We start from the raw sequence: 26,000 nt of genomic DNA, 5'->3' as shown, positions 1-26,000 counted from the left end.
GGGCGGCTTTAGTAAACTGCCCGGTTTTTAAGCGCGGAATCCTTGGATTCCGCGTCTTTCTTTTAAAAAATCTTACAATGGTGAAATGGTCCCACATCTCATCACTGCCCTAAACGGTCCCCTTCTCGATCTTGAGTCGAAGGTATTAGAAGCAACTCCAACGATTGAGCGCTGGTTCAGGCTTGAGTGGCAAGAGCACACTCCGCCGTTCTATTGCTCAGTTGACTTGCGTAATGCGGGCTTTAAGCTTGCACCAGTTGATACCAACCTGTTCCCAGGTGGTTTTAACAACCTCTCACCCCAAATGTTGCCTTTAGCAGTTCAGGCGGCAATGGCTGCAATTGAGAAGATTTGTCCTGAGGCAAAAAATTTACTATTGATACCTGAGCGACATACTCGCAATACGTTCTATTTACAGAATATTGCGCGTTTATCTTCGATCTTGCGTCAAGCAGGTCTTAATGTGCGTTTAGGTACTTTGTCTGATGAGATTAAAAAGCCAACTTGGATTGACTTGCCTGATGGCAATCGTCTCTTAATGGAACCTTTATCTCGTTTAGGTTTAAAGAAGCAGCGTCTTGGTTTAAAAGATTTCGACCCTTGCTCAATTTTGCTAAACAATGATTTATCAGCAGGCATTCCTCCGATCTTAGAAAACCTGCATGAGCAGTATCTTTTACCAGGTCTGCATGCTGGCTGGCATGTCCGCCGCAAGTCTAAACACTTCGCTGCTTACGATGAGGTTGCTAAGAAGTTTGCGAAGGTAGTTGATATTGATCCCTGGATGATTAACCCCTACTTTGCTAGTTGCTCTGATGTGAATTTCCATGAGCGCAAGGGCGAAGAAGAATTACAAGCGGCTGTCGAGAAAGTTCTCAAGAAGACTGCTAAGAAATACCGTGAGTACGGTATTAAAGAAAAACCGTACGTTGTAGTTAAGGCGGATGCTGGAACATACGGTATGGGCATCATGGTGGTGAATGATCCTTCACAGCTCAAAGACCTGAACCGCAAAGATCGCAACAAGATGAGTGTTGTAAAAGAAGGTCTTGAGGTAAGTGATGTATTGATTCAAGAAGGTGTCTATACCTTTGAGAAAGTCAATGAAGCTGTTGCGGAGCCAGTGGTGTACATGATCGATCGCTATGTGATTGGTGGCTTCTATCGAGTGCATACAGACCGCGGCCCTGATGAGAATTTGAATGCTCCAGGCATGCATTTTGTACCTCTGGCATTTGAACAAAACTCTATCCCAGATTTAGGTGCAAAGCCTGGCAGTGCACCGCCAAATCGCTTTTATTTGTATGGCGTCGTCGCTCGCCTAGCCTTGCTGGCAGCCTCTCTAGAACTAGAGCGCTCTGATCCTAATGCTGAAGCTGCTTAATTTATTCGGATACTGACATGAACCTGCTTTTCATTGCGGATCCTTTAGAGTCTTTTAAGATTAGTAAAGATTCCACCTTAGCAATGATGCGAGTTGCGCAAGAAGCAGGGCATCAACTTTGGTTTTGCGAAAGTCGCAATATCCTCTGGAGAAAAGATTTTGTCGTGGCAGATTGCCAGGCTCTTGATATCAAACCAAGCGGTACCGGATGGTTTGAATTGGGCGCTGTAGAAGATCGCCCTCTAAATACTTTTAACGCAGTCATGATGCGCACTGATCCGCCATTTGATATTGAATATCTCAATACAACCTGGCTACTGTCTACTGCGGTTCGTCAGGGTGCGAAAGTATTCAATAATCCAACTGCTATTCGGGATCATTCCGAAAAGATCTCCATCACTGAGTTTCCCGAACTTATTCCGCCAACTTTAGTAACGCGTGAACTCAGTGCGATTGAAGTGTTTCATCAAGAGCATCAAGACATTGTGATTAAGCCCCTAGATGGTATGGGGGGTATGGGTGTATTTCGTGTTGGGCCAGATGCTTTAAATCTTGCCAGCATTGTTGAGACCTTAGGTGAAAATGGCGCACGTACTTTGATGGTGCAGAGATTCTTACCAGAGATTAAGCAAGGCGATAAAAGGGTGTTGCTGATCGGTGGTGAGGTAGTGCCATTCTCATTAGCTCGCATTCCGCAGGGTAGTGAAATCCGAGGCAATTTGGCTGCAGGGGGTAAGGGAGTGGCAATGCCACTAACGGACGCTGAGAGAAAAATTGCGGAGCGCTTGGCTCCCATTTTGAATGCCCGAGGCTTATTCTTGGTAGGATTAGATTTAATTGGGGCATACGTCACAGAAATTAATGTGACTAGTCCAACCTGTTTTGTAGAAATTACTGAACAAAGTGGATTTGATGTCCCAAAATTTTGGTTAACGGCGCTTGAAAAGGCATTGGCATAAATATGGTTGGAATCGTCATAGTTGCCCACACCCCAGTAGCAAGCGCGATGCTTGGTTTTGCTGAGCATGCCTTTGGTGTGGCACCGGAGAGAGTGAGGGCTGTAGATATTCCGCCCTACGAAGATATAAAAATCAGTTTCGATCGGCTCTTAAAAGCAGCCTACGGAGTGAACACAGGTCAGGGCGTTTTGATTTTGACTGATGTGATGGGCGCTACCCCAGCCAATGTGGCGTCTAAGCTTGAAGCTCTGGGCCCACTTTCGGGTTTGAATGCTCCCGTTATTGTTTTAGCGGGCCTTAATTTACCCATGCTGATGCGATGCATCTCCCATCGCGGCGAGGGCCTGGAAGAATTAGCTCATAAAGCGCTTCAGGGTGGTCAAAATGGCATCTTACGTTTAGGTTCTAAAACCCCACAAGCCACTACAGAGAAATAGGATTCGCTATGCCAGTTGCTGAAATAGAAATTATTAATAAGTTGGGCTTACATGCTCGAGCATCAGCCAAGCTATCACAGCTTGCTGCTGAGTTTCCATGCGAAATCTTCTTGTCTCGCAATGGTCGTCAAATCAATGCCAAGAGCATTATGGGCGTCATGATGCTGGCCGCTGGGATTGGGAGTACTGTCACTTTAGAAACTGTTGGGGAAAAAGAAGATGAGGCAATGCAAGCTTTAACTGCATTAATCAACGATCGATTTGGTGAGGGCGAATAAGGATGACTTTTGCTTTGCACGGAATAGCAGTCTCTAAGGGCATTGCCATTGGGAGGGCCGTACTGATATCGCGTGCTGCATTAGAGGTTAGTCATTACTTAGTTGAATCTGGTAAAGAAGAGGATGAGGCTCAAAAATTATTAGATGCTTTTGAGCAGGTGCGCCAGGAATTGGAACAGTTGCGTCAAGGTTTACCTAAAGACGCGCCACAAGAAATGGCTGCATTCTTAGATGTTCACGGCATGATCTTGGCTGACCCTGCTTTAACTGAGAAGCCCATTAAATTAATTCGTACTCAAAGGTTAAATGCGGCTTGGGCTTTAACAACCGAGTTAAATGATCTTTTAGAGCAATTTGCAGATATTGAGGATACCTATTTAAAAGAGCGTGCTAACGATATTCGTCAGGTAGCAGAGCGCGTTATTAAAGCCTTGAATGCCCAGCAAAAAGATCCTTTGAATGATGCTGAATTTTTGCCTGCAAGCGATATCGGCATTGAGTCGATTATTGTTGCCCACGACATTGCTCCTCATGACATGCTGCGTTTTAAAGATCATGCTTTTACGGGGTTTGTAACCGATCTTGGTGGTAAGACCTCTCATACCGCTATTGTTGCGCGCAGTATGGAAATTCCGGCAGTAGTCGGTGTACGACATGCCAGTGAAATGATTCGTCATGGCGATTGGTTAATATTAGATGGGGAGCATGGAGTTGTCGTTGTTGCGCCCGATGAACAGCTTCTTGCCGAGTATCGAAAACTACAAACTCAAGCTTTAAAAGAGACCCGTAAGCTTAAGCAGTTAAAGCATTCCAAGACAGAAACAGCTGATCGTGTGGAGATTGAGTTATCTGCCAATATTGAATTACCCGAAGATGCTATTCAGGCAGTGAAGTTGGGTGCTGTAGGTGTTGGCTTATTCCGCTCCGAATTTTTATTCATGGATCGCAAGCAGGCTCTGCCTGATGAAGAGCGTCAGTATGAAGAATATCGTCGCATAGTCGATTTAATGCATGGTCTACCCGTCAATATTAGAACCATTGACGTTGGCGCTGATAAAGCCCTGGGTGGAGGTGGTGATACCTCTCAAACTGGCACATCACCACTTGGATTGCGAGCGATTCGCTGGTCTTTAACAGAACCTGAAATCTTTTTAACGCAACTCAGAGCAATCTTGCGCGCATCGGCTCATGGTCAGGCGCGCATCATGATTCCGATGCTGGCTCATGCCAAAGAAATCGATGAAACGTTTGGATTGATTGAAAAAGCTAAGCAGCAATTACATCAGCGTGGCCAGGCATTTAATCCCAATATTCAAGTTGGCGCAATGATTGAAGTCCCGGCAGCTGCCTTGATGCTACCGCTCTTTATCAATCGGTTCGATTTTCTTTCTGTTGGTACTAATGACTTAATTCAGTACACCTTGGCAATTGATCGCGCAGATCATGCGGTGGCACACTTATATGATCCTTTGCATCCAGCTATTTTGAATTTGCTATTTAACATCATTGATCAAGCTAAGCGCGCTGATGTGCCTGTTGCTGTTTGCGGCGAGATGGCTGGTGATCCAGCATTTACGAAGCTATTGCTTGCACTCGGTCTGACGGATTTCTCAATGCACTTCAGTCAGTTATTGTTGGTCAAGCGTGAGATATTAAAAGCAAATGTAGGTCTATTAAAGACTCGCGCCCCCAGAGTTCTTCGTGCTTATGAGCCCGAAGAGCAGGCCAAAGCATTGGAATATCTGCTCTCTTAATTTTTCTGGTGTTGTGAGCTACACACCTTACAGGCGGGATTGCGAGCAATACGAATCTCATCAATCTGAGTATTTATGGCATTCCACAACAACATTCTTCCAACGAGAGGCTGACCAAAGCCAATCAATACCTGAAGAGCTTGGGCGGCTTGCATTGCACCAATAATGCCAACGAGCGGGGAAAAGATGCCCATGCTGGCACAGCTGACTTCTTCAAATCGTTCTTCTGGAGAAAAAATACAGGCATAGCAGGGTGAGGTTTCATTGCGGAAATCAAAGACGTTGACTTGACCATCAAATTTGAGTGCAGAACCAGATACGAGTGGAATCTTGTGGGTAAAGCAGGCTTGATTGATAAGCTGGCGAGTAGCAAAGTTATCCGTGCAATCTAAAACAAGATGCGCTGCCGGCAGGAGTCTATCTAGTAAATCTTCCGAAGCCTTTTCTGCGATTGCGTTAATCGTGAGGGTGGGATTCAGGTTTTGTAAAAATTGCTTCCCAGACTCCACTTTAGTCTTGCCAATCGAATTCTGGGTGTGCATGATTTGTCGCTGCAAATTAGTGAGCTCGACTTGGTCATGATCAACTAGCGTAATTTTTCCAACACCAGCTGCAGCTAAGTAAGGCGCGGCAGCACTTCCCAATCCGCCAGCGCCAATGATGAGTATGTGCGAGCCAAGAAGCTTTTCTTGGCCAGCAACATCAATTTCTTCTAGTAGTAAATGCCGCGAGTAGCGAAGCAGCTGCTCATCATTCATATGTATTCTTAATGCGAGAACTTACTCTAGCTTAGAGGCGGAGCGTTTTACGGGTTCACCATTGATAAAGGCGACTGCCTGAGTCAGCATAAAGTCATCCGTACCGCCAAGCTCGACAGGCTTTTTGGACTTTTCTTTTTCTTTCTCTTCAGGAGTTTTCTTGGCATTTTTTTCTTCAATGCGCTGTAACTCTTCTAGCCGACGTTTTTCTCGTTCCGAGGCTAGTTTTTCTTCTGAGGATTGCTTGTTACGCAAATGCTTTTCGCTATCAATCTCGCGAGTGATCAATACATCATCAGGATCACCATCTTTGTTTTGATCCACTGCAATATCGGGTTTGATGCCATACGCTTGAATTGATTTGCCACTTGGTGTGTAGTAATACGCCGTAGTGATTTTTAATGCTGAATCATTGGTTAGGGGGCGAACTGTTTGTACAGAACCCTTACCAAAAGTCGTTTTACCAATAATGGTTGCACGTTTGTAATCTTGCAATGCGCCAGCCACAATCTCAGAGGCTGATGCTGAATAGGCATTTACCAAAACTACCATTGGTAATTTTTTATACATGGCTGGTACGCCAGCTAAGGGATCTCCAGGCTCACTGAGGCGATACATCGCCGGTGTTGCATTAAACACCTGCTTAGAGTCCGCAGTCTGACCTTTAGTGGAAACGATGACAGCATCTGCTGGCAAGAAAGCAGCAGCAACACCGACTGCGCCTTGTAATAAGCCCCCGCCATTGTTTCTGAGATCAAGAATGATGCCCTTCATTTTTGGATCTTGATTTGCAAGCTCAGTTAATTTCTTGGCAAGATCAGGAATGGTACGTTCCTGAAAGCTCGTCACCCTGACCCAGGCAATATTGTTGTCCAAAATTTTGGCTTTAACTGATTGCACTTTAATTTCAGCGCGGGTAATGGTTACCGGGAAGCTACGCTCTTCGCTTTTACGAAAGACGGTCAAGGTAATTTTTGTGCCTGGTGTACCACGCATGGTTCGCACTGCTTTATCTAGCGACATGCCACGAACCGGTTTGTCGTCTAAGCGCGTAATGAGGTCACCAGCTTGCAAGCCAGCGCGTGCTGCAGGGCTATCTTCAATCGGATTGAGTACCTTGACAACGCCATCTTCTGAGGTGATTTCAATACCAAGGCCAGCAAACTTGCCGCTGGTTTGCTCTTGCATTTCAGAAAAATCTTTTTTATCAAGATAGGTGGAGTGAGGATCAAGGCTACTCACCATGCCCTTGACTGCATCGGTTAGCAGTTGTTTATCTTCAATTGGCTCAACATACTCACGCTTGATTTGCGCAAAGACATTCGATAGTGTCCGCAGCTCATCTAAAGGGAGTGTCGTGCCCTGTTGGGCTGTAGCTGACAGCTGAATAGTGGCTGCAACCCCGGCGATGAGGCCGACAGAGATTAGGGCAAAGTTCTTTAAAAATACGCGCATGTTTCAGTTTTACCTTAATTCAAATAAAAATGCTGAATAGGTTTGAGATTGTCATCGAGCTCATAAACCAGCGGGATGCCATTGGGAACATTGATTTCCATGATGTCTTTATCAGAAACCTGGTCAAGATACTTAATTAAAGAGCGAATGCTATTGCCGTGTGCTACAAGTAAAACACGCTTACCGGCTTTAAGGGCGGGGGCGATCGATTCATTCCAAAGGGGTAGTACACGCTCGACATTGTCTTTAAGGCACTCCCCTAGGGGAATATCAGAATCACTGAGTTTTGCGTAACGTGGGTCATTTTGCGGATTACGCTCATCATCTTTTTCTAGGAGCGGTGGCCTTATATCGTAAGAGCGACGCCAAATATGAACTTGGGCATCTCCGTATTGTTGGGCGGTCTCAGCTTTATTTAGGCCTGTGAGAGCTCCATAGTGGCGCTCATTCAGTCTCCAGCTATGCACCACTGGCAACCACATGAGGTCCATAGCGTCCTGAATGTGCCACAGGGTACGAATGGCTCTTCTGAGCACTGAGGTATAGGCCACATCAAACTCATAGCCAGCCTTACGGAGGTTTTCACCTGCAGCAAGGGCCTGCTCAGTACCCTTAGGGGTTAAGTCAACGTCCGCCCAGCCAGTAAATCGGTTTTCAAGGTTCCAGGCGGATTCGCCATGACGAATAAGGACAAGTTGTTTCATAGAGCCATTCTATAATCCGGTGATGAACTTTCTCACACAAATTGATAATTTAGCGCTGATTGCCCTCCTGTTAGTTACGGGCGCAGCGCTCTTCTTCCCTACATTATCTACGCTTATTAGCGGAAAAGGCTTATCGCCTACAGAAGCGACTATTTGGATCAATCGTCGTAAAGCAGCTGTTTTGGACTTGCGTCCAGAATCAGATTTTAAGATTGGCCATCTTCCAGGATCAAAGCATATTTTGGCTGAGCAAATTTCATCTGGAATAGACAAGCTCAAGCTAGATCGTAAAAATCCCATTATTTTGGTCTGTCAGTCCGGTGCGAATGCTCGCAAGCTCGTCCCAGAGCTTAATAAGCTGGGGTTCCCAGAGGTTGCAGTTCTAGATGGCGGCGTTCAAGGCTGGCAAGCTGCAGCCTTGCCATTAGTTAAATAATTCAGCGAGCCCTAGATATGCCACCAGTCACGATGTACAGCACTCAAGTTTGCCCTTACTGCGTTATGGCAGAGAAGCTTCTGCACAAGAAGGGTGTTGCCAGTTTAGAGAAGATTCTGATTGACCGGGATCCTGCTCAGCGCGAGATCATGATGACCCGTACTGGTCGTCGTACAGTGCCACAAATTTACATTGGTGAGACTCATGTTGGCGGTTATGACGACCTCGTTGCTTTAGACCGCGCCGGCCAACTTGATCCACTGCTTGCTTAAAAATTTACTCAGAAAGTTTCCATGACTGAACAAACTACTTCCGCTCCAGATACAGCCGATACTTCAAAAGAGCCTGGTTTTCGTATTCAAAGAATCTATCTCAAGGATTTATCTTTAGAGCAACCGCATGCACCGCAAATTTTATTGGTTGCAGCTGAGCCTCAAGTTGAAGTGGAGGTCGATGTTGCAGTTACTCGCTTGGGTGATGAAATTTTTGAGGTTGCCTTAATTGCTACAGTAACTGCTAAGGTAGAGGGCAAAGTACTCTTCTTGGTTGAAGCAAAGCAAGCGGGTATTTTTGAATTTAGTAATATCCCTGCCGAGCAAATTGATCCCATGTTAGGCATTGCTTGCCCAACAATTTTGTATCCTTATCTGCGCTCAAATATTGCCGACACTATTAGTCGTGCTGGTTTCCAGCCAATCCATTTGAATGAGATTAATTTCCACGGTATGTACGAACATCGCCTGATGCAGGCTGCGCAAGCTACTGCAACGGAAAGTAGCTCAGCCGATGAAAGCAAAATCGTTCTTCCTCACTAAGTTGAATTTTAAAGCCCACAGATCATGAAAGTGACGCTGCTTGGAGCTGGTTCATGGGGCACAGCTATGGCTGCGCAAGCTGCACGTTACCTTCAGCCGGGCGACGTAAGTCTTTGGTCTCGAAGCGTTGAGCAAATTGAGGGCATACAGCAGTCAGGTGCAAATACAGGCTATTTACCTGGTGTTGCCTTACCTAAAGGCTTGCAATTAGAGGTAAGTTTTGAGAGGGCCGTTGAGCGCCTTTCTGAAAATGATCTTTTGGTGATTGCTACCCCGATGTCCGGTTTATCAGAAACGGTAGCGCAGGTATTGCGCCTTGCAAAGCATCCGCTCAATATTGTTTGGTTGTGCAAGGGTTTAGAGCCCAGCACTACCTTATTGCCGCACCAAGTAGTGGAGCGCGAAGATCAACTACATAGCCATGGCATACGCCATTCTTACGGTGCTCTGTCAGGACCTAGTTTTGCGCAAGAGGTTGGTGATGGCATGCCTTGTGCATTAACCATCGCTAGTAAATCCGATGCCTTATGTGACATTGTTCAGGCCGCTTTTCATCACGGCAATATGCGCATCTATGCCAGCGATGACTTGATTGGTGTCGAATTAGGTGGTGCTATTAAAAATGTTTTAGCGATTGCAGCTGGTATTGGTGATGGCTTAGATCTTGGCTTAAATGCACGTGCTGCAGTATTAACCCGTGGCCTCGCAGAAATGATGCGTTTAGTAAAAGCAGCTGGTGGCAGACCAGAGACCTGTATGGGTTTAACGGGTGCAGGCGATCTGATCTTGACAGCTACGGGCGATCTCTCTCGTAATCGTCGTGTTGGCTTAGCGCTTGCAGCAGGAAAACCGTTACCTGAAATTTTGGATAACTTAGGCCATGTTGCTGAGGGTGTCTTATGCGCCTCTGCTGTCGGCAATCTCGCTGTGCGTTTGGGTGTTGAGATGCCCATTACCACCATGATGGGCGAAGTCTTATCTGGAAAACTATCACCACATGAAGCAGTTAAAAAACTGATGGGACGCGATCCTAAGCTAGAAGTTTAAGCTCCTTAACTTCCACCCAGTAATCCGTTCTGGCGCCAAGCTTCATAAACTACTATCGCCACCGTATTCGAGAGATTCAAACTGCGACTGCTATCTTGCATCGCTAAGCGGATTTGGTTGGTGATTGGAATTGAGCTTCTAACTTCTTCAGTGATGCCTTTGGTTTCTGAGCCAAAAACAAAATAATCTTCAGGTGAATATTTGCCATCATGAAACTTGCCAGACCCTTTGGTAGTCAAGGCAAAAATACGCTCAGGCTGAGGTTGTTCATCAGCCAAAAATTGCGCCCAGTTTTGATGAACTTTTACTTTAGCGAACTCGTGATAGTCCAGGCCAGCCCTGCGCAGTTTGGCATCTTCCATCGGAAAGCCAAGTGGCTCGATGAGATGCAGCTTTGCCCCGGTGTTTGCGCACAGGCGAATGATGTTACCCGTGTTGGGTGGAATTTCTGGTTCGAATAAAACGATATTAAACATGTGTTGATCTTTACATTAACTTCGGGAGGCTGGGTACAGCGTTCGTAAAAGAACCCAATTAATAACATGAGATACCCCATTGTCCTTCAATACGCGGGCGATTTCATTTAGGGTTGCACCACTGGTCATGACATCGTCAAACACAATTACTGAGGCGGATTCTAGTTGCCCTTGAAATTGAGGGTTGATATAGAACATATCTTGAATAGCAATTTGACGATTAGCGCGATTCTCCTTGGCTTGATGCTGGACATGATGGTGGCGTCTCAAGATGTGTGGGTTTTTATAGATGTGTTTGCCACAATCAATCCGCCTGGCTAATTCCCAGCTTTGATTAAAACCGCGAGAGCATAATTTTTCTGAACTCAGTGGCACCGGTAGTAAATAGTCTGCGCATAAATTATTTAAGCTCTGAGCCATCAGCTGATTCCATGCTGATGCCAGTCCATGTGCACAAGCAAGGCGTCGCTGATATTTCAGCAGATGTAAGGCAGTTTGTAATCTACCGTCGTAGCGATCGAGACAGTGAGTTTCATCAAAGTAGGGTGGATTAGCGATGCACTCTCGGCAGCGTTTTTCTTTCAGCTCCCCAGCTTCAAGAGTAAGGCCGCATTGCTGACAGCATTCGTAATTAGATAGCTGATCTGATTCTAATTGGATGGAGCAATGAAGGCAAAGAGTGAGTCGCTGAAATACCCCGCAAATAATACATGCGCTTGGTAGTAAGTGAGAACAAATTGTTTGGAAAATATTCTCTTTTGGATGCATGGGTCGCTGAGTATACTGAGTCAATGACCCAATCAATCAGATGGCTTCAGGATGAAATTGCAATGCGTATGTTGCAAAAATTAGACATCGTGAAATTAGAGCCAAAAGACATTTTGCTGATTCCAGATTTTCCTGGAGTACATAGTTCTTTTCTGACAAAACGCTTTCCAGGAATTCGTTTTCATAGTGCGCCAGAACGTGAACTATCAGGCTTTAATTTATTTAAATTGAGGGTGGCTCGTTTTTGGAACTCAAGGATGAAGTCGGCATCCCTTATTTCTCTGGATGACTATAAGAAAACAGGCCGCATTAATCTTCCCAATAATTCTGTAGATTTAGTAGTGAGCGTTCTCTTAATTCAGGATTTGGCCGATCCCAAGCATTTTTTGCAGGAGTGCTGGCGAGTGCTCAAAGAAGGTGGATTACTGACATTCAGTTATTTGGGTCCTGATACTGCCAAAGAGCTCAGAGCTGAAATCTTGGCGCAAGAATTACCCATTCAAAACTTGGCTAGCCCTTGGGATATGCACGATATGGGGGATGCCCTGCTGGGCGAGCGTTTTTCTGACCCAGTGATGGATATGGAGTTTTTGGGTTTGGACTATGTCTCTGACAGCGTCCTTTTGTCAGACGCAAGAGCGCTCAATTTGCTTAGTTCCGACTATCAAAATAGCGCCATAGCTGCTCAATTACCTCAAAAACTGACCTTAGAGGTGGTTTATGGGCATGCCTGGGCTTTGGGTAAGAACCTCGCCAAGGCGCAAGATGATGTCGCTTATATTGATTTAAATCAAATAGGACGTAAGACTAGGAATGATCCTGCTAAAGTGTAAGTATTCACTATCTTTTAAACCATTACCAAGATTGAGCGAGGCATAGTAGATCCCGTTTGTTCTTGAGCCTAATTAACCCTATAATTAGCGCTAGTTGAATTGCTTGATACCGTTTTTTTGGGCTTTCTGAGGGTGTTTTTATACAGAAGCTCATGACAATAAACAGAGAATAAGATGAATTTATTTGGAAAAGTCACTAGGGCCTCGCTCTATTTAGTAGCAGCCTTTGGCGCTGCATTTGCACGTGCGGCTGAAGATATGCAGGGTGGTCCAGCAGTAAATCAGCTGAATTTTACTGCTCCAGCCACAAAAATCATGGCAGAGATTCATTGGTTGCATTGGATGATGTTGGTCATCTGCGCGCTCATTTTTGTGGGCGTATTTGGCGTGATGTTTTATTCCATCTTGAAGCACCGTAAATCCTTAGGTGCTAAGTCTGCTTCTTTCCATGAAAGCACTACTGTTGAAATTATTTGGACAATCATTCCTTTGATCATTGTTATCGGTATGGCATTGCCAGCAACTAAGACGGTTGTAGCAATGAAAGACACTACCAATTCTGACGTCACTATTAAGACTACTGGTTATCAGTGGAAGTGGGGTTACGACTACATCAAAGGCGAAGGCGAAGGAATTAGTTTCTTGTCTACCCTTGCTACTTCCCGTGAGGCTATTAATAATCTCGCGCCAAAATCAAATACGTATTTGATGGAAGTGGACAATGAGATGGTGGTGCCAGTTGGTAAAAAGATTCGCATTATTACTACTGCAAATGATGTAATCCATGCGTGGGCAGTTCCAGCATTTGGCGTAAAGCAGGATGCTATTCCTGGTTTTGTTCGTGACACTTGGTTCCGTGCAGAAAAAATCGGTACTTACCGTGGTCAATGTTCAGAGCTATGTGGCGCACAGCATGCTTTTATGCCGATCGTAGTGAGAGTCGTCTCCCAAGAGGATTACACCAAGTGGGTAGATGAGAAGAAAAAAGAAATGGGCGCAACATCTGATGACCCATCCAAGGTTTACACCTTAGATGAGCAGAAAGAGCGTGGCGCCAAGGTTTATGCGTCTAACTGCGCAGCATGTCACCAGCCAAATGGTAAAGGTGCTGGCGCCTTCCCGGCATTAGATGGCAGCAAGATGGTGCTTGGACCAAAATCTGGCCAATACAACATTCTTATTAATGGCAAGGGTGCAATGCCAAAGTGGGCAGGTGTGATTTCTGATGGCGATATTGCTGCAGTAATGACCTATACCCGCAATTCATGGGGAAATAAAACGGGCGAAGTAATTCAGACCCAAGATATTGTCTCTGCGCGTGCTGGCAAGTAATTTTTTAATAATTTATATAGATCAAACTAAACCGGAGTAATCCATGAGCACCATTTCAACTACCCACGATCACGCACACGACCATGCGCATGATGACCATACGCCACATGGCTGGCGTCGTTGGTTGTTTGCAACCAACCACAAAGACATCGGTACGATGTATCTGATCTTCTCGTTTATCAGCTTACTGGCTGGTGGCGTAATGGCTCTGGGTATTCGTTTGGAGTTGTTCCAACCAGGTTTGCAATTTTTACGTCCTGAGTTCTTTAACCAGTTAACCACCATGCACGGTTTGGTAATGGTGTTTGGCGCCATCATGCCGGCTTTCGTTGGCTTTGCGAACTGGATGGTTCCTTTGCAAATCGGCGCATCCGATATGGCTTTTGCTCGTATGAATAACTTTAGCTTCTGGATTTTGCCAGTAGCTGCTTGTTTATTATTTGGTTCATTCTTAGCTCCTGGTGGTGCCCCTGCAGGTGGTTGGACTTTATATGCTCCACTGACATCACAGATGGGCCCAGGTTTAGATATGGCCATCTTTGCACTCCACTTATTGGGTGCTTCTTCAATCATGGGTTCGATTAACATCATTGTGACCATCTTGAACATGCGCGCTCCTGGCTTGACTTTGATGAAGATGCCCATGTTCTGCTGGACATGGTTGATTACTGCATACTTGTTGATCGCCGTTATGCCTGTTCTGGCAGGTGCGATCACTATGGTTTTGACAGATCGTCACTTCGGTACTTCTTTCTTCAATGCAGCTGGTGGCGGTGATCCAGTTATGTTCCAGCACATTTTCTGGTTCTTTGGGCATCCAGAGGTTTACATCATGATTCTTCCAGCATTCGGAATCGTGAGCGAAATTATTCCTGCTTTCTCAAGAAAAACTTTGTTTGGTTATAGCTCCATGGTTTATGCAACTGCATCCATTGCGATCTTGTCATTCATCGTTTGGGCTCACCACATGTTTGCAACTGGCATGCCGGTAACTGGCCAACTGTTCTTTATGTATGCCACGATGTTGATTGCTGTTCCAACAGGTGTAAAGATTTTCAACTGGGTTGCAACTATGTGGAAAGGTTCCATGACCTTTGAAACCCCGATGTTGTGGTCAGTTGGATTTATATTTGTATTTACTATGGGTGGTTTTACTGGCTTGATATTGGCCTTAGCACCTATTGATATTGGCTTGCAAGATACGTACTACGTTGTTGCTCACTTCCACTATGTTCTAGTGGCCGGCTCTTTATTTGCGATGTTTGCTGGTTTTTACTACTGGTGTCCAAAGTGGACTGGCTATATGGCTAATGAGACTCGCGGCAAGATCCATTTCTGGTCTTCCATGATTTTCTTTAACGTCACTTTCTTCCCAATGCACTTCCTTGGCTTGGCAGGTATGCCACGTCGTTATGCTGACTACCCAACCCAGTTTGCTGACTTCAATACGATCGCATCTATTGGCGCACTCGGATTTGGTTTGTCTCAGGTTTACTTCTTGGTATTTGTTGTGTTGCCAGCCTATAAGGCCAAAGGCGAAAAAGCATCTATGAAGCCATGGGATGGCGCTAAAGGTTTAGAGTGGACAATACCGTCACCAGCACCGCACCACACATTTGAAACGCCTCCAACTACTGCAGAGTTAAATGCTGCAGGAATCTAAAGTAGCGGCGCACAAATCCCAATCTGCCAGTAACCGCAGATTGGGTTTTATTCTTTTAACTGTTGTTCTAGTGTTTTTTCTGGGCATCCTGATTAAACGAGGCCTGCTGGGTTAAAGCCCTCTGAATACTCATGTCTGCTATTGCCTCCATTAACCGCCAAATCTTGCTGAAGCTATTGATAGCTTCAGTCATGATGTTTGGTTTTGGTTATGCACTAGTGCCAATGTATAAAGCTTTGTGTGAGGTGACCGGTATTAATGTGGTCACTAGCAAGAATGACTATGGTGTTCGTGCCTACAGTGCAAATAAGGTTGGCAATACTCAGGTCGACTATTCACGTAAGGTGACTATTGAGTTTGATTCCAATAGCCGCGGCCCTTTTACTTTTCGTCCAGTTAAGAACTTCTTAGAAGTGCATCCAGGCGAAATGACGGAGATCGTTTACGAAGTCACTAATAATTTAAGTCGCCCTGTTGATGCTCAAGCTATTCCAAGCTACGCACCTAAAAGCGCCATGGAATTCTTTACTAAACTAGAGTGTTTTTGTTTTCAGCAGCAAACCTTGGCGCCCCATGAAATGAAGAAGATGCCAGTTGTGTTTGTCATTGATGCCGGCTTACCTGCTGATGTGAAAACAATTACCTTGTCATATACCTTCTTTGAGTTGGGTATTGGTCAGCAGCCAGCTGGCTCAACAACACCGAAATCAAAAGCAGCATCATGAGTAAGAAAAGTTCATTTACGCAATCTATGATCGCGGTCTTGTGGGCCTTTTTGGGTGTACGTAAGAAATCAGGTCTGCAGGAAGATGTTGCTTCGTTAAGTTTTATCCACATTATTATTGCGGGAGTTTTAGGTGCCTTGATTTTTATGGGCATACTCCTTTTGATAGTTAAAGCAGTTGTGTCCCATTGATTATTTTTTTGATTGAATAGAGAGAGTCAGATGTCATCCAATTCAACCCCTTACTATTTTGTTCCTGCACTATCCAGTCATCCAGCTTCGGCAGCTTTAGGTTTGCTTGCTTTTACTGCTGGCATGTCTGGCTGGGTAAACCACGCAGCTTGGGGAGGCCCAGTAACTGCAGCCGGTGTACTGTGGGTGTTATTCGTCCTGTACAACTGGTTTGGAGACACCATTGCTGAATCCAACTCTGGTAAGAATGGTGTGAACGTTGATATCTCTTATCGTTGGTCGATGGCTTGGTTCATCTTCTCGGAGATTATGTTTTTCGGCGCATTCTTTGCTGCCTTGTTCTACGCGCGCAATATTGCGATGCCTTGGATGGGAGACGTAGAAAGCAAATTACTCTGGCCGAATTTCCAGGCTGTTTGGCCTAATGATGGCCCTGCTGGTTTAGTAGAGAAATTTACCACTATGGGTCCATGGCCCATTCCAACGATTAATACTTTATTGCTTTTGTCTTCCGGTGTGACTGTAACTTACGCCCACCATGCGATTCGTGAAAACCACATGAAGAAAGCGATCATCGGCTTGGCTGCTACTGTTGGCCTTGGCATGATCTTCTTGGGCTTTCAGATGTATGAGTATTACCATGCATATCATGCCTTGAACTTGAAGTTAACTTCAGGCGTTTATGGCTCAACATTCTTTATGTTGACTGGTTTCCATGGCTTCCACGTATTCCTTGGCGGCTTGATGTTGGCGATTGTTCTCCGTCGCATGATCCGCGGCGACTTTACTGCTGAAAATCATTTTGCGTTTGAGGGTGCCGCTTGGTATTGGCACTTTGTTGACGTCGTTTGGCTTGGTCTGTACATCGCTGTTTACTGGATGTAGGGAAATAAAAATCGGGGCGTTGAGCCCCGATTTGTTTTGAGTCCTTATTTCTAGTGGAAGGCGCTTAGTTTGTTCCCACTTGCACACCAGTAGCTTCGATATAGCCAAAGTAGTGGGCAATCAGAATTCCTAAGAAGAGTACGATTGACAGTCCAATACGTAGCATAAGTGACTGAACCATTCTTGAGCTGCGACCCTTATCTTTCATCATGAAGTAGAGTGCTGAGCCTAAGCTCCCAACAATGATTAGCAGTACAACTGGAATAACCCATTTCATTTCAAAGTACCCTTGTGAATATTTTTTCTAGCTTAATTACTAGTCGTCTAGTGGCTACATTATCAGCTCTTATGGTGATTGTAGTTGGCTGCGGCGCTGGTATTTGGCAGCTAAACCGAGCAGAGCAAAAGATTCGCTTGGGTGAATCTTTAAGTGCCAGACTACAAATGCCTATTCTGAATGCGAATGCCAATAGCTTGACCCTAGAGCAGGCTACAGAGCGCCGAATTCTAGCTCGTGGACGTTTTATTCAAGATGAGGCGATTTGGCTGGATAACCGTCCCCGCCCCATTCCCGAGGGCGCTACTGGCGCTGCAGGACAATCCGGTTTTTATGTGATGATGCCTTTGAAATTGGATGGCCAAGAGCTTGTACTTTGGGTGAACCGAGGTTGGGCTCCTCGTAACAACGAAAATCGTATTGACTTACCCCCAGTTAAAACGGTCAGTGAAGTGGTGACTGTTGAGGGGATTGCTTTCCCTCATCCTGGAAGGGTTTATGAGCTTGGAAAAAAGGACGCTACCCAAGTAAGACCTCGGATTGAGCAAAATTTTGATTTAGGTCTTGAGGCTCAAAGTCATCAATGGAAGCAACTTCCGTTCATCGTTCGAGAGTCTGGCTCTTCGAAAGAGGATGGTTTACTAAGAAATTGGCCCTCCCCAACAAACGGAGTCGATCGCCATTATGCTTATGCATTCCAGTGGTTTGCTTTGGCATTGACTGGATTTTTATTTTGGCTCATCAATGGGCTCATGAAATATCGGCGAGAGCTTGCTGTGAATGGAGATAGAGGGTGAGTGATAAAGAATTGTTGATTCCAGCATCACAAACAGATGCGTCTGTGATTAATACGCAAACTCGACGTGGGCGTATTCAGATGCTGCTATTGTTGCTTGCTTGCGCTGCCCCAGTGATTGCCTCCTATTTAGCATATTACGTTTTTAAGCCAGAGGGTGGCAAGACTAACTTTGGAACCCTGGTGCAGCCAGTGCAAGATATGAACCCTGCTTGGTTTGATATTCCTTTCAATGGAAAGTGGACCTTGCTAGTGGCAAGGCCAGCTGGCGAATGCACCATTAAAAATGAATCTTGTCTTGAGGCTCTATTTTTAATGCGCCAACTACGCATTGCTGTTGGTCGTGAAAGCGCTCGAGTTCAGTTAGTTTGGGTCAATACTGATGGCAAAGCAGTAGATCCAGAGGTATTGCTGGCATACGATCAAAAGACGGCGGGATTTCAGATTGTAGATTTGCCAGTAGACCCTCAATTAAGAGCGCAATTTGATGCGTGGCTTAATCGTGATGGAGCAGGTCAGAAGATTCAGCTGATTGATCCGAGCCCAGCCAAGATGATGATTTTTCCGGTGACCAATTCGCCTAAAGAATTTGGCAGTATGAAAAAGGATCTTGAAAAACTGTTGCGCCTCAATCGTAAGGGTGAAACATTGCAATGAGTAGCTTGCTATTACTTGCGGAGTTAGCTGCAATCGCAATTGTCTTTGCGGGTCTACCTTTGGCCTATCTCTGGACTAGGCCGGCTTATAACTTTTTCCAAAAACTTAATTGGGTTTTGGTTTTCATGACGTTTGACTTGATTGTGTTTGGCGCCTTTACTCGCCTAACGGACTCTGGTCTGGGATGTCCTGATTGGCCTGGTTGTTATGGCACATCAAATCCATGGCATGCGATTAGTGAGATCCAGCAAGCTGAGGCGAGCATGCCTACGGGCCCTGTGACTGTGATCAAGGCTTGGATTGAAATGATTCATCGCTATTTAGCGATGACAGTCGGCGCGCTGATTTTGATTCAGGTGGCAGTTGCCTGGAGCAAGCTCCGTAGCCTGGGTACTAAACCTTTATTGGGCAGTCTTGGCTTGCTGATTCTGGTATGTATTCAGGGTGCATTTGGTGCCTGGACAGTCACGCTGAAATTACAGCCTATTATTGTGACGATTCACTTAATGTTAGCTTTGACTTTGTTGGCGTGTTTAACGACTTATGCGCAACAAGAGTGGATGGGTAAATCTTCCCCAGCTACTCACCTGCACAGCAAGTATCTTTCTGCAAAGTTACTTTTACTTGCGGCAGTCGTCTTATGTATGCAAATCTTTTTAGGTGCATGGGTGAGTACTAATTATGCTGTGTTGGCATGCCCTGATTTTCCAACTTGCATGGATCGTCTTTGGCCAGAAACAGCTTGGCAAGAAGGCTTCACCCTATGGCGAGGCTTGGGCCTAAATGCTCAAGGTGAATCTATTACACCTGTCGCTTTGCAAACAATCCATTGGGCACATCGCGTATTTGCTATGGTTGCTGTAGTAGTACTTGGCGCCTTGGGAATGAGTGCTCTCAGTTTAAGTAATTCCACATCATCAGGAATTGCCAGAATTGCCAAGTTACTAATAGGCTTGCTCGTTCTCCAGGCTCTGACTGGTATTTCTAATGTAGTCTTTCAGTGGCCCCTCCTTGCTGCCTTAATGCATACGGCAGGTTCTGCTGCATTGGTGTTCTGTTTAGTTCGTTTAGTCCAATGGTCCTCTTGGACTGCCCCAATTCACATGAAGATGTCTAAATCATTATGAGTAGTCCAGCTTCCCCCAATCCTGTAACGATGCCACGTTGGCGTCAATATTGGGTTCTCACCAAGCCCCGCGTAACGCAGTTGGCAGTGTTCTGCGCAGTTATTGGTATGTTCTTGGCTACTCCCGGCATGGTTCCTTATCCGGTCCTAATTGGTGGCATTGTTGGAATTTGGTTGTTGGCAGGAGCAGCTTTCGCAATGAATTGCTTAATCGAGCAAGCCGTCGATGCCAAGATGAAGAGAACTGCTTGGAGGCCCTCTGCAACTGGAGAGGTGACGCCTTTTCATATTACTGTTTTCTCAATTATTCTCGGCGGTTTGGGAATGGTCATCTTGTGGATCTTTTGCAATCCATTGACCATGTGGCTCACCGTAGCCACTTTTGTTGGTTATGCGGTGATTTATACCTGGTTACTCAAGCCTGCCACTCCACAGAATATTGTCATTGGCGGACTCTCGGGTGCTATGCCACCTGCCTTAGGTTGGGCAGCAGTCACTAATAGTTTGTCAGCGGAAGCGTGGCTCTTGGTGCTGATTATTTTTGTTTGGACTCCGCCACACTTTTGGGCTCTTGCTTTATACCGTCGCGAAGATTATGTGCAAAGTGGTTTACCAATGCTGCCAGTGACGCACGGAGAGCGTTTTACTCTACTCAATATTTTGCTATACACATTGATTTTGATTGCAGCTACTTTATTGCCCTATATATATGGCATGAGTGGCGTGATCTATTTGATTTCAGCAATCATTCTGGGCTCGATATTCCTTGCCTACGTTATTGCTTTGTTTGTCTCTTACAGCGATGCGCTAGCGAAGAGGACTTTCCGTTTTTCAATTACGTATCTATCTCTCCTTTTTGCAGTGCTATTAATTGACCACTATTTTGTTTGAGATGAATATGAATTCCAAAAAATCTTACTTGTATATTGCACGCCTATTGATCTTGTCGCTGACTGCTGCAGTTCTATTGGCTTGCAGTCCACAACAGAACTTTAAGAATGTGGATATTACGGGGAGTAAGGCGTTTGGTACTGACTTTAGTTTGCTCGATCCCGACGGAAAGGTCAGAACGCTTGCTGACTTTAAAGGCAAGGTTGTTTTGATGTTCTTTGGTTATACGCAGTGTCCTGATGTTTGCCCTACAACACTCACTGAGATGCAGCAGGTCATGACTTTATTGGGTCCTCAGGCAGATAAGGTGCAGGTACTGTTCGTCACTGTGGATCCAGAAAGAGATACCGCGGCTATATTAAAACAGTATGTGCCGGCATTTGATTCACGCTTCTTGGGTTTGCGCCCAGCAGATGAAGCGGCTTTGGAAAGGGTGACTAAGGACTTTAAGGTTTACTACCAGAAAGTGCCAGGTATGAGTTCTGGGTCTTACACCATGGATCACATGGCAGGAAGTTATGCATTTGATCCAGAAGGGCATTTACGTCTTTACATCAAGCATGCGCAAGGTGCTGAGACCTTGGCGCAAGACTTAAAAGAGCTTCTGAAATAAAGGCTTGAAAAAAGCAGTTGAAGAAGCTTAAGCAGCTTCAGTTTGCAAGAGACCGCGCATTTTTTTGAGAGCAGCAGTCTCAATCTGACGAACGCGCTCTGCTGAAATACCATATTCGCTGGCGAGATCATGTAATGTTTTCGTTCCATTACCCTCTGCATCCATAGCCAACCAACGTGACTGCACAATATTGCGACTACGCTCATCGAGTGCCATGAGTGCTTGGTCTAGCTGAGGGCCATGTAATGCATCAGTCGCAGCGGCAGCCATCTTCTCAGTAGGCTCTTGAGTGTTATCAGCTAACCATTGAATAGGTGCGTAAGCTGATTCGTCATTACTATCATCACCCTCTAAGGCAACATCGCCACCAGCCAGACGCATCTCCATTTCTTTCACGTCAGAGCCTTTGACATCGAGCGCTTTCGCTAAAGCTTCAACTTCATTTGGTGTCAGAGCAGCCAGAGTAGGCTTGTTACTACGCAGATTGAAGAACAACTTACGTTGTGCTTTAGTTGTAGCAACTTTGACTAAGCGCCAATTTTTGAGGATGTACTCATGAATCTCTGCTTTTATCCAATAGATAGCGTAGGAGACTAAGCGTGCACCTTGGTTAGGGTCATAGCGTTTGACCGCTTTCATCAAACCAATATTGCCTTCTTGAATTAAGTCAGCGTGAGGAATGCCATACCCTAGATATTGTCGTGCAACTGACACCACTAAACGGAGGTGCGAGAGAACTAAAGTCTTCGCAGCATCGACATTTTCAGTGCGACGAAATTCTTGCGCTAGGTGCAGTTCCTCTGCAGCGCTGAGCATGGGTACGCGATTCACATAGGAGATGTAAGAGTCGAGTGTGCCAACCCCCAGGGAAGGCAGCATCGGAAAGGCAAGCGAAGCCGCAGCAGTCTGCGCTGCTGGCAGTGTTTGCCTTGCTTGCAATTGCGGCTTGTATGCTTTCTTTGGAATCATTTTCTTTTGTAAGCTTTTGATATTAATAGGGGTCTATTTTAGCACTCTTGTGAAGAGAGTGCTAATCGTTTTTTTCTTCTATAAGTCTATGATTTAATTAAATAATTCAGAAGAATACTGGCTGGCGTTGAAGGGGGCTAAATCATCAATTCCCTCACCCTTGCCTAGGGCTAAAACCGCTGGTTTTGGCCCATCGCCGAGGGTCTGGGCAAGTGCGCAAATGACTCCACCTTTAGCGGTGCCATCCAATTTAGTCACAATCAAGGCGGAAAGTTCTAAAGCGGCATGAAAGGCTCTAACCTGGCTTAAACCGTTTTGACCAGTATTGCCATCAAGAACAAGCAGAGTCTGGTGAGGTGCCCCAGGCAGGGCCTTACCAATCACTCTTTTGATCTTCTTTAACTCTTCCATCAGATGATCTTGAGTGGCCAGTCTGCCAGCGGTATCAATAATCAAAATATCGCTTTTGCGAGAAATCGCCGCATGAATGGCATCGTGTGCCACTGCCGCCGCATCACCACTTTCTTGCATGATGACATCAACCTGATTGCGGCCACCCCATTCCAGGAGCTGGTTGCGGGCCGCAGCCCGGAAAGTATCGCCAGCTGCCAGTAAGACAGATTTGCCTTGCGACTGAAAAAGTCTGCAGAGTTTACCGATCGTGGTGGTCTTGCCAGCACCATTGACACCAATTACTAGCCACACCTCTGGTGTGGTCTTTTGCTCATGGTCGTACAAGGGATTGGGGTTAGGCTCCAAGACTTTCAGGACCATTGCCACTTCTTCGATTAGTAGTTGCTTGAGTTCTTCTGGGTTACTGGCATTTTCCGATTTGGCGGCTTTACGAAGCTTGCTAATCAGTTGTTCAGTCGTGGGCAGACCCACATCGCTCAGAATGAGAGATTCTTCTAGGGCATCAAACCAGGCTTCATCAGTCTGACTAGATTTGAATAGGGATCCGAGGGTTTTACGTAGGCCGAACATAATCGATACAATTTAATCCTTGCATCTTATCAATTAAATTCTTGGGATAGGCGATCTTGCAGATACGTTCAACTTTATTCAGTTTTTCTCTCTATTTAGTCCTCAGCTGTTCTACTGCTTTTGCAGCTCCAGAGGTGGGCCAAGCAAATACCCACGAGTTTCAACTTTCCAATGGCCTCAAGTTGATTGTGCGCGAAGATCATCGTGCACCTACCGTTGCGCATATGGTTTGGTATCGCGCGGGCTCCATGGATGAGGTGAATGGCAAGACTGGGGTAGCACATGTGCTGGAGCACATGATGTTTAAGGGCACCCACAAAGTAAAGTCAGGTGAGTTCTCGCGCTTAGTTGCAGCAGTGGGCGGTCGAGAAAATGCTTTTACCTCTCGTGACTACACGGCTTACTTTCAGCAAGTTGAAAAGTCTAAGTTAGATGAGGTGATGAGATTAGAGGCCGATCGGATGTCTAACCTCAATTTTGATGATGCAGAATTTTTGAAAGAAATTCAGGTGGTAATGGAAGAGCGTCGTCTGCGTACGGAAGATAATCCCAGCAGCTTGCTTAATGAATCACTCAATGCAACTGCATATATGAGCTCCCCTTATCGTCATCCGGTAGTTGGGTGGATGAATGATTTGGTCAATATGAAAGCCATAGATGCACGCGATTGGTATCGCAGTTGGTACAAACCAAATAACGCAACTGTCGTCATTGCTGGTGATGTTGATCCTCAAGTGATTCTACGAGCGGTGGAAAAATACTACGGAGTTGCTTCCGCTAGAGAGTTGCCAGAACGTAAGCCCCAGATTGAACCCGTGCAAAAAGGCACTAAGCGAGTGCAAGTAAAGGCGCCTGCGGATAGTGCACAGCTAGCGATGGCATGGAAAGTTCCTAAGCTAGAAGTAGGGAACTTGGATGACGATGAGCCTTATGCGCTAGAGCTTTTGTCTGCTGTGCTTGACGGTTATGACAACGCACGCTTAAATCGCACGCTGGTAAAGCAAGAGCGCGTAGTGAATGATGTAGGCGTTGGTTACGACATGATTTCTAGAGGGCCTGAACTATTTTTTATTAGTAGCAGCATGGCTAAAGGCCAGACAGTAGAGCAGGCGGAAAAAAGTATTCGTAAAGCCTTGAAAGAAGTTGTTGATAAAGGAGTCTTAGAGTCAGAGCTCAAGCGGGTGAAGGTGCGCATTTTGTCTGATCAAATTTATAAGCGCGACTCCATTTTTGGTCAGGCCATGGAAATCGGCAGTACAGAGATGGCTGGATTCTCCTGGAAAGATATTGATGTGATGCTCGAGAAGATGCAAACTATTACTCCCGCACAGGTCCAAGCTGTTGCAAAAAAATATTTAGTAGATGAGGGGCTCACCATAGCAATACTAGACCCACAAGCACGCCAGTCCGGTGAGAGCAAGCTAGGAGGCAATCGTGATACTAAATAAATTCTTTACGCAGGGTAGTCTTGCAATCGCACTAATAGTTGGAGTAAGTACATCTGCACACGCGATATTGCCTATAGAAAAGCTAGACTCCTTCAAGGGTGCGCAAGCCTATTTGGTGCAAACCAAGGCACTGCCCATGGTGGACATTGAGATCAGTGTTGATGCAGGCGACCGTTACGACCCAAGAGTTAAAAGTGGCTTAGCTACCATGGCCGGGCGGCTGATGAACTATGGCGCCAAATCTGATCAGGGTTTGCTAAATGAGGCACAGATTGCTGATGAGATTGCAGACCTTGGCGCAAACCTCGGTATTTCTGTGAGCGGTGAGCGCGCTGTTATGCGTATTCGGACTTTGAGTCGTAAAGATTTACGTGATCGCGCCGTTCAATTGGCATCAGCGATGTTGAGCGCGCCTACCTATGATGCAAAGATCTTGGCGCGTGAGAAGCAAAGGATGACTACTGCCCTGCTAGAGTCGGAGACTAAACCAGAGTCAGTTTTGGATCGTCGCTTTAGAAAATCCGTTTATGGAAACTATCCGCTGGCCAATTCACCAACAGTGAAAAGTATCGCCAATATCGTTGCAAACGATCTGCAGCAGTTTCATAAGCAGTTTTACCGCGGCGATCGAATGATTGTCAGTATTGTGGGTGACGTGAGTAAAGCCGAGGCTGCTGAAATTGTTCAGGGTTTATTGCAAAGAGTGCCTCAGTCTGGATCTCCTGTAGCTAAGTTACCTGAGTTTGAGCGCTCACCAGTGGAGCCTTTAAGTCAGCGCGAAGTTGCTATTCCGTTTGATTCGCAGCAAGCGCATATTGCTATGGGGATGACTGCGATAAACCGTAACAACCCCGATTTCTTCCCATTGCTGGTGGGTAACTATATTTTGGGTGGCGGTGGCTTTGTATCCCGCCTGATGTCGGAGGTGCGCGAGAAACGTGGTCTTGCTTACAGTGTGTTTAGTTACTTTGCTCCCGGTAAGGATGCGGGGATATTTCAGGCGGGCTTACAAACAAAGAATGATCAAGCTACTTTAGCGCTAGAGGTAATGAGTTCTACCATTGCGCAATTTATTGCTGATGGCTCAACGCAAGCGGAGCTCGAGGCAGCCAAAGCAAACTTGATCAATGGCTACCCTTTAAGAATTGATAACAATCGCAAGTTGCTTGATAACGTGTCATCCATTGCTTGGAATAATTTGCCTCTCGATACGATGGAGATTTGGACTAAGCAAGTGGAGGCAGTTAGCCTTGAGCAAGTCAAAGCGGCTTTCCAAAAATACTTAGCCATGGATCGCATGAAAATTGTGGTCTTAGGAGCGAAAAATAAATAGGCTTGT

The 26,000-nt window shown here is 45.7% G+C and carries 31 protein-coding genes; 23 read left to right on the top strand and 8 right to left on the bottom strand.

Annotated elements, in window-relative coordinates:
* Window positions 1-85 precede the first annotated feature (85 nt).
* The 5 genes from gshA to ptsP are packed head-to-tail and all read left to right on the top strand — an operon-like array spanning window position 86 to window position 4,812.
* The gene (gene gshA / locus FD977_RS10075) at window positions 86-1,384 is read left to right on the top strand and encodes a glutamate--cysteine ligase (RefSeq protein WP_215305469.1); all 1,299 of its coding nucleotides are present in this window, start codon (window positions 86-88) and stop codon (window positions 1,382-1,384) included.
* A 17-nt stretch (window positions 1,385-1,401) separates the two neighbouring features.
* On the top strand, window positions 1,402-2,343 hold the full coding sequence (gene gshB / locus FD977_RS10070; RefSeq protein WP_215305468.1) for a glutathione synthase: 942 nt from the start codon (window positions 1,402-1,404) through the stop codon (window positions 2,341-2,343).
* A gap of 2 nt (window positions 2,344-2,345) precedes the next feature.
* A complete protein-coding gene (locus FD977_RS10065) occupies window positions 2,346-2,780 on the top strand; it encodes a PTS sugar transporter subunit IIA (protein ID WP_215305467.1) in 435 nt (144 codons plus the stop codon).
* An 8-nt stretch (window positions 2,781-2,788) separates the two neighbouring features.
* Window positions 2,789-3,058, top strand: coding sequence for an HPr family phosphocarrier protein (locus FD977_RS10060; protein ID WP_015422104.1), 270 nt, complete (start codon window positions 2,789-2,791; stop codon window positions 3,056-3,058).
* A 2-nt stretch (window positions 3,059-3,060) separates the two neighbouring features.
* Window positions 3,061-4,812: a phosphoenolpyruvate--protein phosphotransferase gene (gene ptsP / locus FD977_RS10055; RefSeq protein WP_215305465.1), complete on the top strand. Its 1,752-nt coding sequence runs from the start codon at window positions 3,061-3,063 to the stop codon at window positions 4,810-4,812.
* Here ptsP and FD977_RS10050 read toward each other — a convergent pair.
* Genes FD977_RS10050 through gpmA form a run of 3 tightly spaced genes read right to left on the bottom strand, consistent with a single transcriptional unit; the run spans window position 4,809 to window position 7,729 of the window.
* A complete protein-coding gene (locus FD977_RS10050; protein WP_215305463.1) occupies window positions 4,809-5,570 on the bottom strand; it encodes a molybdopterin-synthase adenylyltransferase MoeB in 762 nt (253 codons plus the stop codon). The two genes, ptsP and FD977_RS10050, sit on opposite strands and share 4 nt — an antisense overlap.
* 21 nt (window positions 5,571-5,591) lie before the next feature.
* Window positions 5,592-7,025, bottom strand: coding sequence for a S41 family peptidase (locus FD977_RS10045; protein ID WP_215305461.1), 1,434 nt, complete (start codon window positions 7,023-7,025; stop codon window positions 5,592-5,594).
* Window positions 7,026-7,039: 14 nt separating this feature from the next.
* Window positions 7,040-7,729, bottom strand: coding sequence for a 2,3-diphosphoglycerate-dependent phosphoglycerate mutase (gene gpmA / locus FD977_RS10040; RefSeq protein ID WP_215305459.1), 690 nt, complete (start codon window positions 7,727-7,729; stop codon window positions 7,040-7,042).
* A gap of 22 nt (window positions 7,730-7,751) precedes the next feature.
* On the opposite strand from gpmA, the gene FD977_RS10035 reads away from it, so the two are divergent.
* Genes FD977_RS10035 through FD977_RS10020 form a run of 4 tightly spaced genes read left to right on the top strand, consistent with a single transcriptional unit; the run spans window position 7,752 to window position 10,027 of the window.
* A complete protein-coding gene (locus FD977_RS10035; RefSeq protein ID WP_215305457.1) occupies window positions 7,752-8,165 on the top strand; it encodes a rhodanese-like domain-containing protein in 414 nt (137 codons plus the stop codon).
* A gap of 17 nt (window positions 8,166-8,182) precedes the next feature.
* The gene (gene grxC / locus FD977_RS10030; protein ID WP_215305455.1) at window positions 8,183-8,437 is read left to right on the top strand and encodes a glutaredoxin 3; all 255 of its coding nucleotides are present in this window, start codon (window positions 8,183-8,185) and stop codon (window positions 8,435-8,437) included.
* Window positions 8,438-8,458: 21 nt separating this feature from the next.
* Window positions 8,459-8,980, top strand: coding sequence for a protein-export chaperone SecB (secB, locus tag FD977_RS10025; protein WP_215305453.1), 522 nt, complete (start codon window positions 8,459-8,461; stop codon window positions 8,978-8,980).
* 24 nt (window positions 8,981-9,004) lie between these two features.
* Window positions 9,005-10,027, top strand: a complete 1,023-nt coding sequence (locus tag FD977_RS10020) for an NAD(P)H-dependent glycerol-3-phosphate dehydrogenase (protein ID WP_215305451.1) — start codon at window positions 9,005-9,007, stop codon at window positions 10,025-10,027.
* 5 nt (window positions 10,028-10,032) lie between these two features.
* On the opposite strand, the gene trmL is transcribed toward FD977_RS10020, so the two are convergent.
* Complete coding sequence (trmL, locus tag FD977_RS10015) at window positions 10,033-10,503, bottom strand: tRNA (uridine(34)/cytosine(34)/5-carboxymethylaminomethyluridine(34)-2'-O)-methyltransferase TrmL (RefSeq protein WP_215305450.1); 471 nt, start codon at window positions 10,501-10,503, stop codon at window positions 10,033-10,035.
* Between the two features lie 15 nt (window positions 10,504-10,518).
* Window positions 10,519-11,295 (bottom strand): ComF family protein, encoded by a 777-nt coding sequence (locus FD977_RS10010; protein ID WP_251369483.1) that lies wholly within the window; start codon window positions 11,293-11,295, stop codon window positions 10,519-10,521.
* Between FD977_RS10010 and FD977_RS10005 the strand changes: the two genes are divergently transcribed.
* From FD977_RS10005 to FD977_RS09975, 7 genes are all read left to right on the top strand, one after another.
* Window positions 11,295-12,104: a methyltransferase domain-containing protein gene (locus FD977_RS10005; protein WP_251369482.1), complete on the top strand. Its 810-nt coding sequence runs from the start codon at window positions 11,295-11,297 to the stop codon at window positions 12,102-12,104. The two genes, FD977_RS10010 and FD977_RS10005, sit on opposite strands and share 1 nt — an antisense overlap.
* Window positions 12,105-12,278: 174 nt before the next feature.
* The gene (gene coxB / locus FD977_RS10000) at window positions 12,279-13,436 is read left to right on the top strand and encodes a cytochrome c oxidase subunit II (protein WP_215305449.1); all 1,158 of its coding nucleotides are present in this window, start codon (window positions 12,279-12,281) and stop codon (window positions 13,434-13,436) included.
* A gap of 43 nt (window positions 13,437-13,479) precedes the next feature.
* Window positions 13,480-15,099, top strand: coding sequence for a cytochrome c oxidase subunit I (ctaD, locus tag FD977_RS09995; RefSeq protein ID WP_215305448.1), 1,620 nt, complete (start codon window positions 13,480-13,482; stop codon window positions 15,097-15,099).
* The gene (locus FD977_RS09990; protein WP_215305446.1) at window positions 15,083-15,214 is read left to right on the top strand and encodes a cytochrome oxidase small assembly protein; all 132 of its coding nucleotides are present in this window, start codon (window positions 15,083-15,085) and stop codon (window positions 15,212-15,214) included. The genes ctaD and FD977_RS09990 overlap by 17 nt, the downstream gene beginning before the upstream one ends.
* A gap of 16 nt (window positions 15,215-15,230) precedes the next feature.
* Entirely contained in the window at window positions 15,231-15,824 is a 594-nt protein-coding gene (locus FD977_RS09985) for a cytochrome c oxidase assembly protein (protein ID WP_215305444.1), read from the top strand.
* Complete coding sequence (locus FD977_RS09980) at window positions 15,821-16,015, top strand: DUF2970 domain-containing protein (RefSeq protein WP_371743109.1); 195 nt, start codon at window positions 15,821-15,823, stop codon at window positions 16,013-16,015. The genes FD977_RS09985 and FD977_RS09980 overlap by 4 nt, the downstream gene beginning before the upstream one ends.
* A gap of 30 nt (window positions 16,016-16,045) precedes the next feature.
* A complete protein-coding gene (locus FD977_RS09975) occupies window positions 16,046-16,900 on the top strand; it encodes a cytochrome c oxidase subunit 3 (protein ID WP_215305442.1) in 855 nt (284 codons plus the stop codon).
* A 64-nt stretch (window positions 16,901-16,964) separates the two neighbouring features.
* Here FD977_RS09975 and FD977_RS09970 read toward each other — a convergent pair whose 3' ends face one another.
* Complete coding sequence (locus FD977_RS09970) at window positions 16,965-17,177, bottom strand: twin transmembrane helix small protein (protein ID WP_215305440.1); 213 nt, start codon at window positions 17,175-17,177, stop codon at window positions 16,965-16,967.
* A 50-nt stretch (window positions 17,178-17,227) separates the two neighbouring features.
* On the opposite strand from FD977_RS09970, the gene FD977_RS09965 reads away from it, so the two are divergent.
* From FD977_RS09965 to FD977_RS09945, 5 genes are read left to right on the top strand one after another with little or no spacing between them, the layout of a single operon-like run.
* Window positions 17,228-17,974 carry an SURF1 family protein gene (locus FD977_RS09965; RefSeq protein WP_251369481.1) on the top strand — a complete coding sequence of 249 codons (747 nt, stop codon included), beginning with the start codon at window positions 17,228-17,230 and terminating at the stop codon, window positions 17,972-17,974.
* A complete protein-coding gene (locus FD977_RS09960) occupies window positions 17,971-18,630 on the top strand; it encodes a hypothetical protein (RefSeq protein ID WP_215305439.1) in 660 nt (219 codons plus the stop codon). Before FD977_RS09965 ends, FD977_RS09960 begins: the two co-directional genes overlap by 4 nt.
* A complete protein-coding gene (locus FD977_RS09955) occupies window positions 18,627-19,757 on the top strand; it encodes a heme A synthase (RefSeq protein WP_215305437.1) in 1,131 nt (376 codons plus the stop codon). The genes FD977_RS09960 and FD977_RS09955 overlap by 4 nt, the downstream gene beginning before the upstream one ends.
* Window positions 19,754-20,647: a heme o synthase gene (gene cyoE, locus FD977_RS09950; protein ID WP_215305435.1), complete on the top strand. Its 894-nt coding sequence runs from the start codon at window positions 19,754-19,756 to the stop codon at window positions 20,645-20,647. The genes FD977_RS09955 and cyoE overlap by 4 nt, the downstream gene beginning before the upstream one ends.
* Window position 20,648: 1 nt before the next feature.
* Complete coding sequence (locus FD977_RS09945) at window positions 20,649-21,260, top strand: SCO family protein (protein ID WP_215305433.1); 612 nt, start codon at window positions 20,649-20,651, stop codon at window positions 21,258-21,260.
* A gap of 27 nt (window positions 21,261-21,287) precedes the next feature.
* Here FD977_RS09945 and rpoH read toward each other — a convergent pair whose 3' ends face one another.
* Window positions 21,288-22,229 (bottom strand): RNA polymerase sigma factor RpoH, encoded by a 942-nt coding sequence (gene rpoH / locus FD977_RS09940; protein ID WP_215305431.1) that lies wholly within the window; start codon window positions 22,227-22,229, stop codon window positions 21,288-21,290.
* A 93-nt stretch (window positions 22,230-22,322) separates the two neighbouring features.
* A complete protein-coding gene (ftsY, locus tag FD977_RS09935; RefSeq protein WP_215305429.1) occupies window positions 22,323-23,213 on the bottom strand; it encodes a signal recognition particle-docking protein FtsY in 891 nt (296 codons plus the stop codon).
* 56 nt (window positions 23,214-23,269) lie between these two features.
* On the opposite strand from ftsY, the gene FD977_RS09930 reads away from it, so the two are divergent.
* A complete protein-coding gene (locus tag FD977_RS09930) occupies window positions 23,270-24,661 on the top strand; it encodes a M16 family metallopeptidase (RefSeq protein ID WP_371743108.1) in 1,392 nt (463 codons plus the stop codon).
* Entirely contained in the window at window positions 24,648-25,994 is a 1,347-nt protein-coding gene (locus tag FD977_RS09925) for a pitrilysin family protein (RefSeq protein WP_251369480.1), read from the top strand. The genes FD977_RS09930 and FD977_RS09925 overlap by 14 nt, the downstream gene beginning before the upstream one ends.
* The last annotated feature ends 6 nt before the right edge of the window (window positions 25,995-26,000 follow it).

Origin of the sequence: Polynucleobacter sp. AP-Elch-400A-B2, assembly GCF_018688355.1 — a bacterium.
Classification (GTDB): Bacteria; Pseudomonadota; Gammaproteobacteria; order Burkholderiales; family Burkholderiaceae; genus Polynucleobacter.
This window is presented reverse-complemented; position numbering and strand designations above follow the sequence as displayed.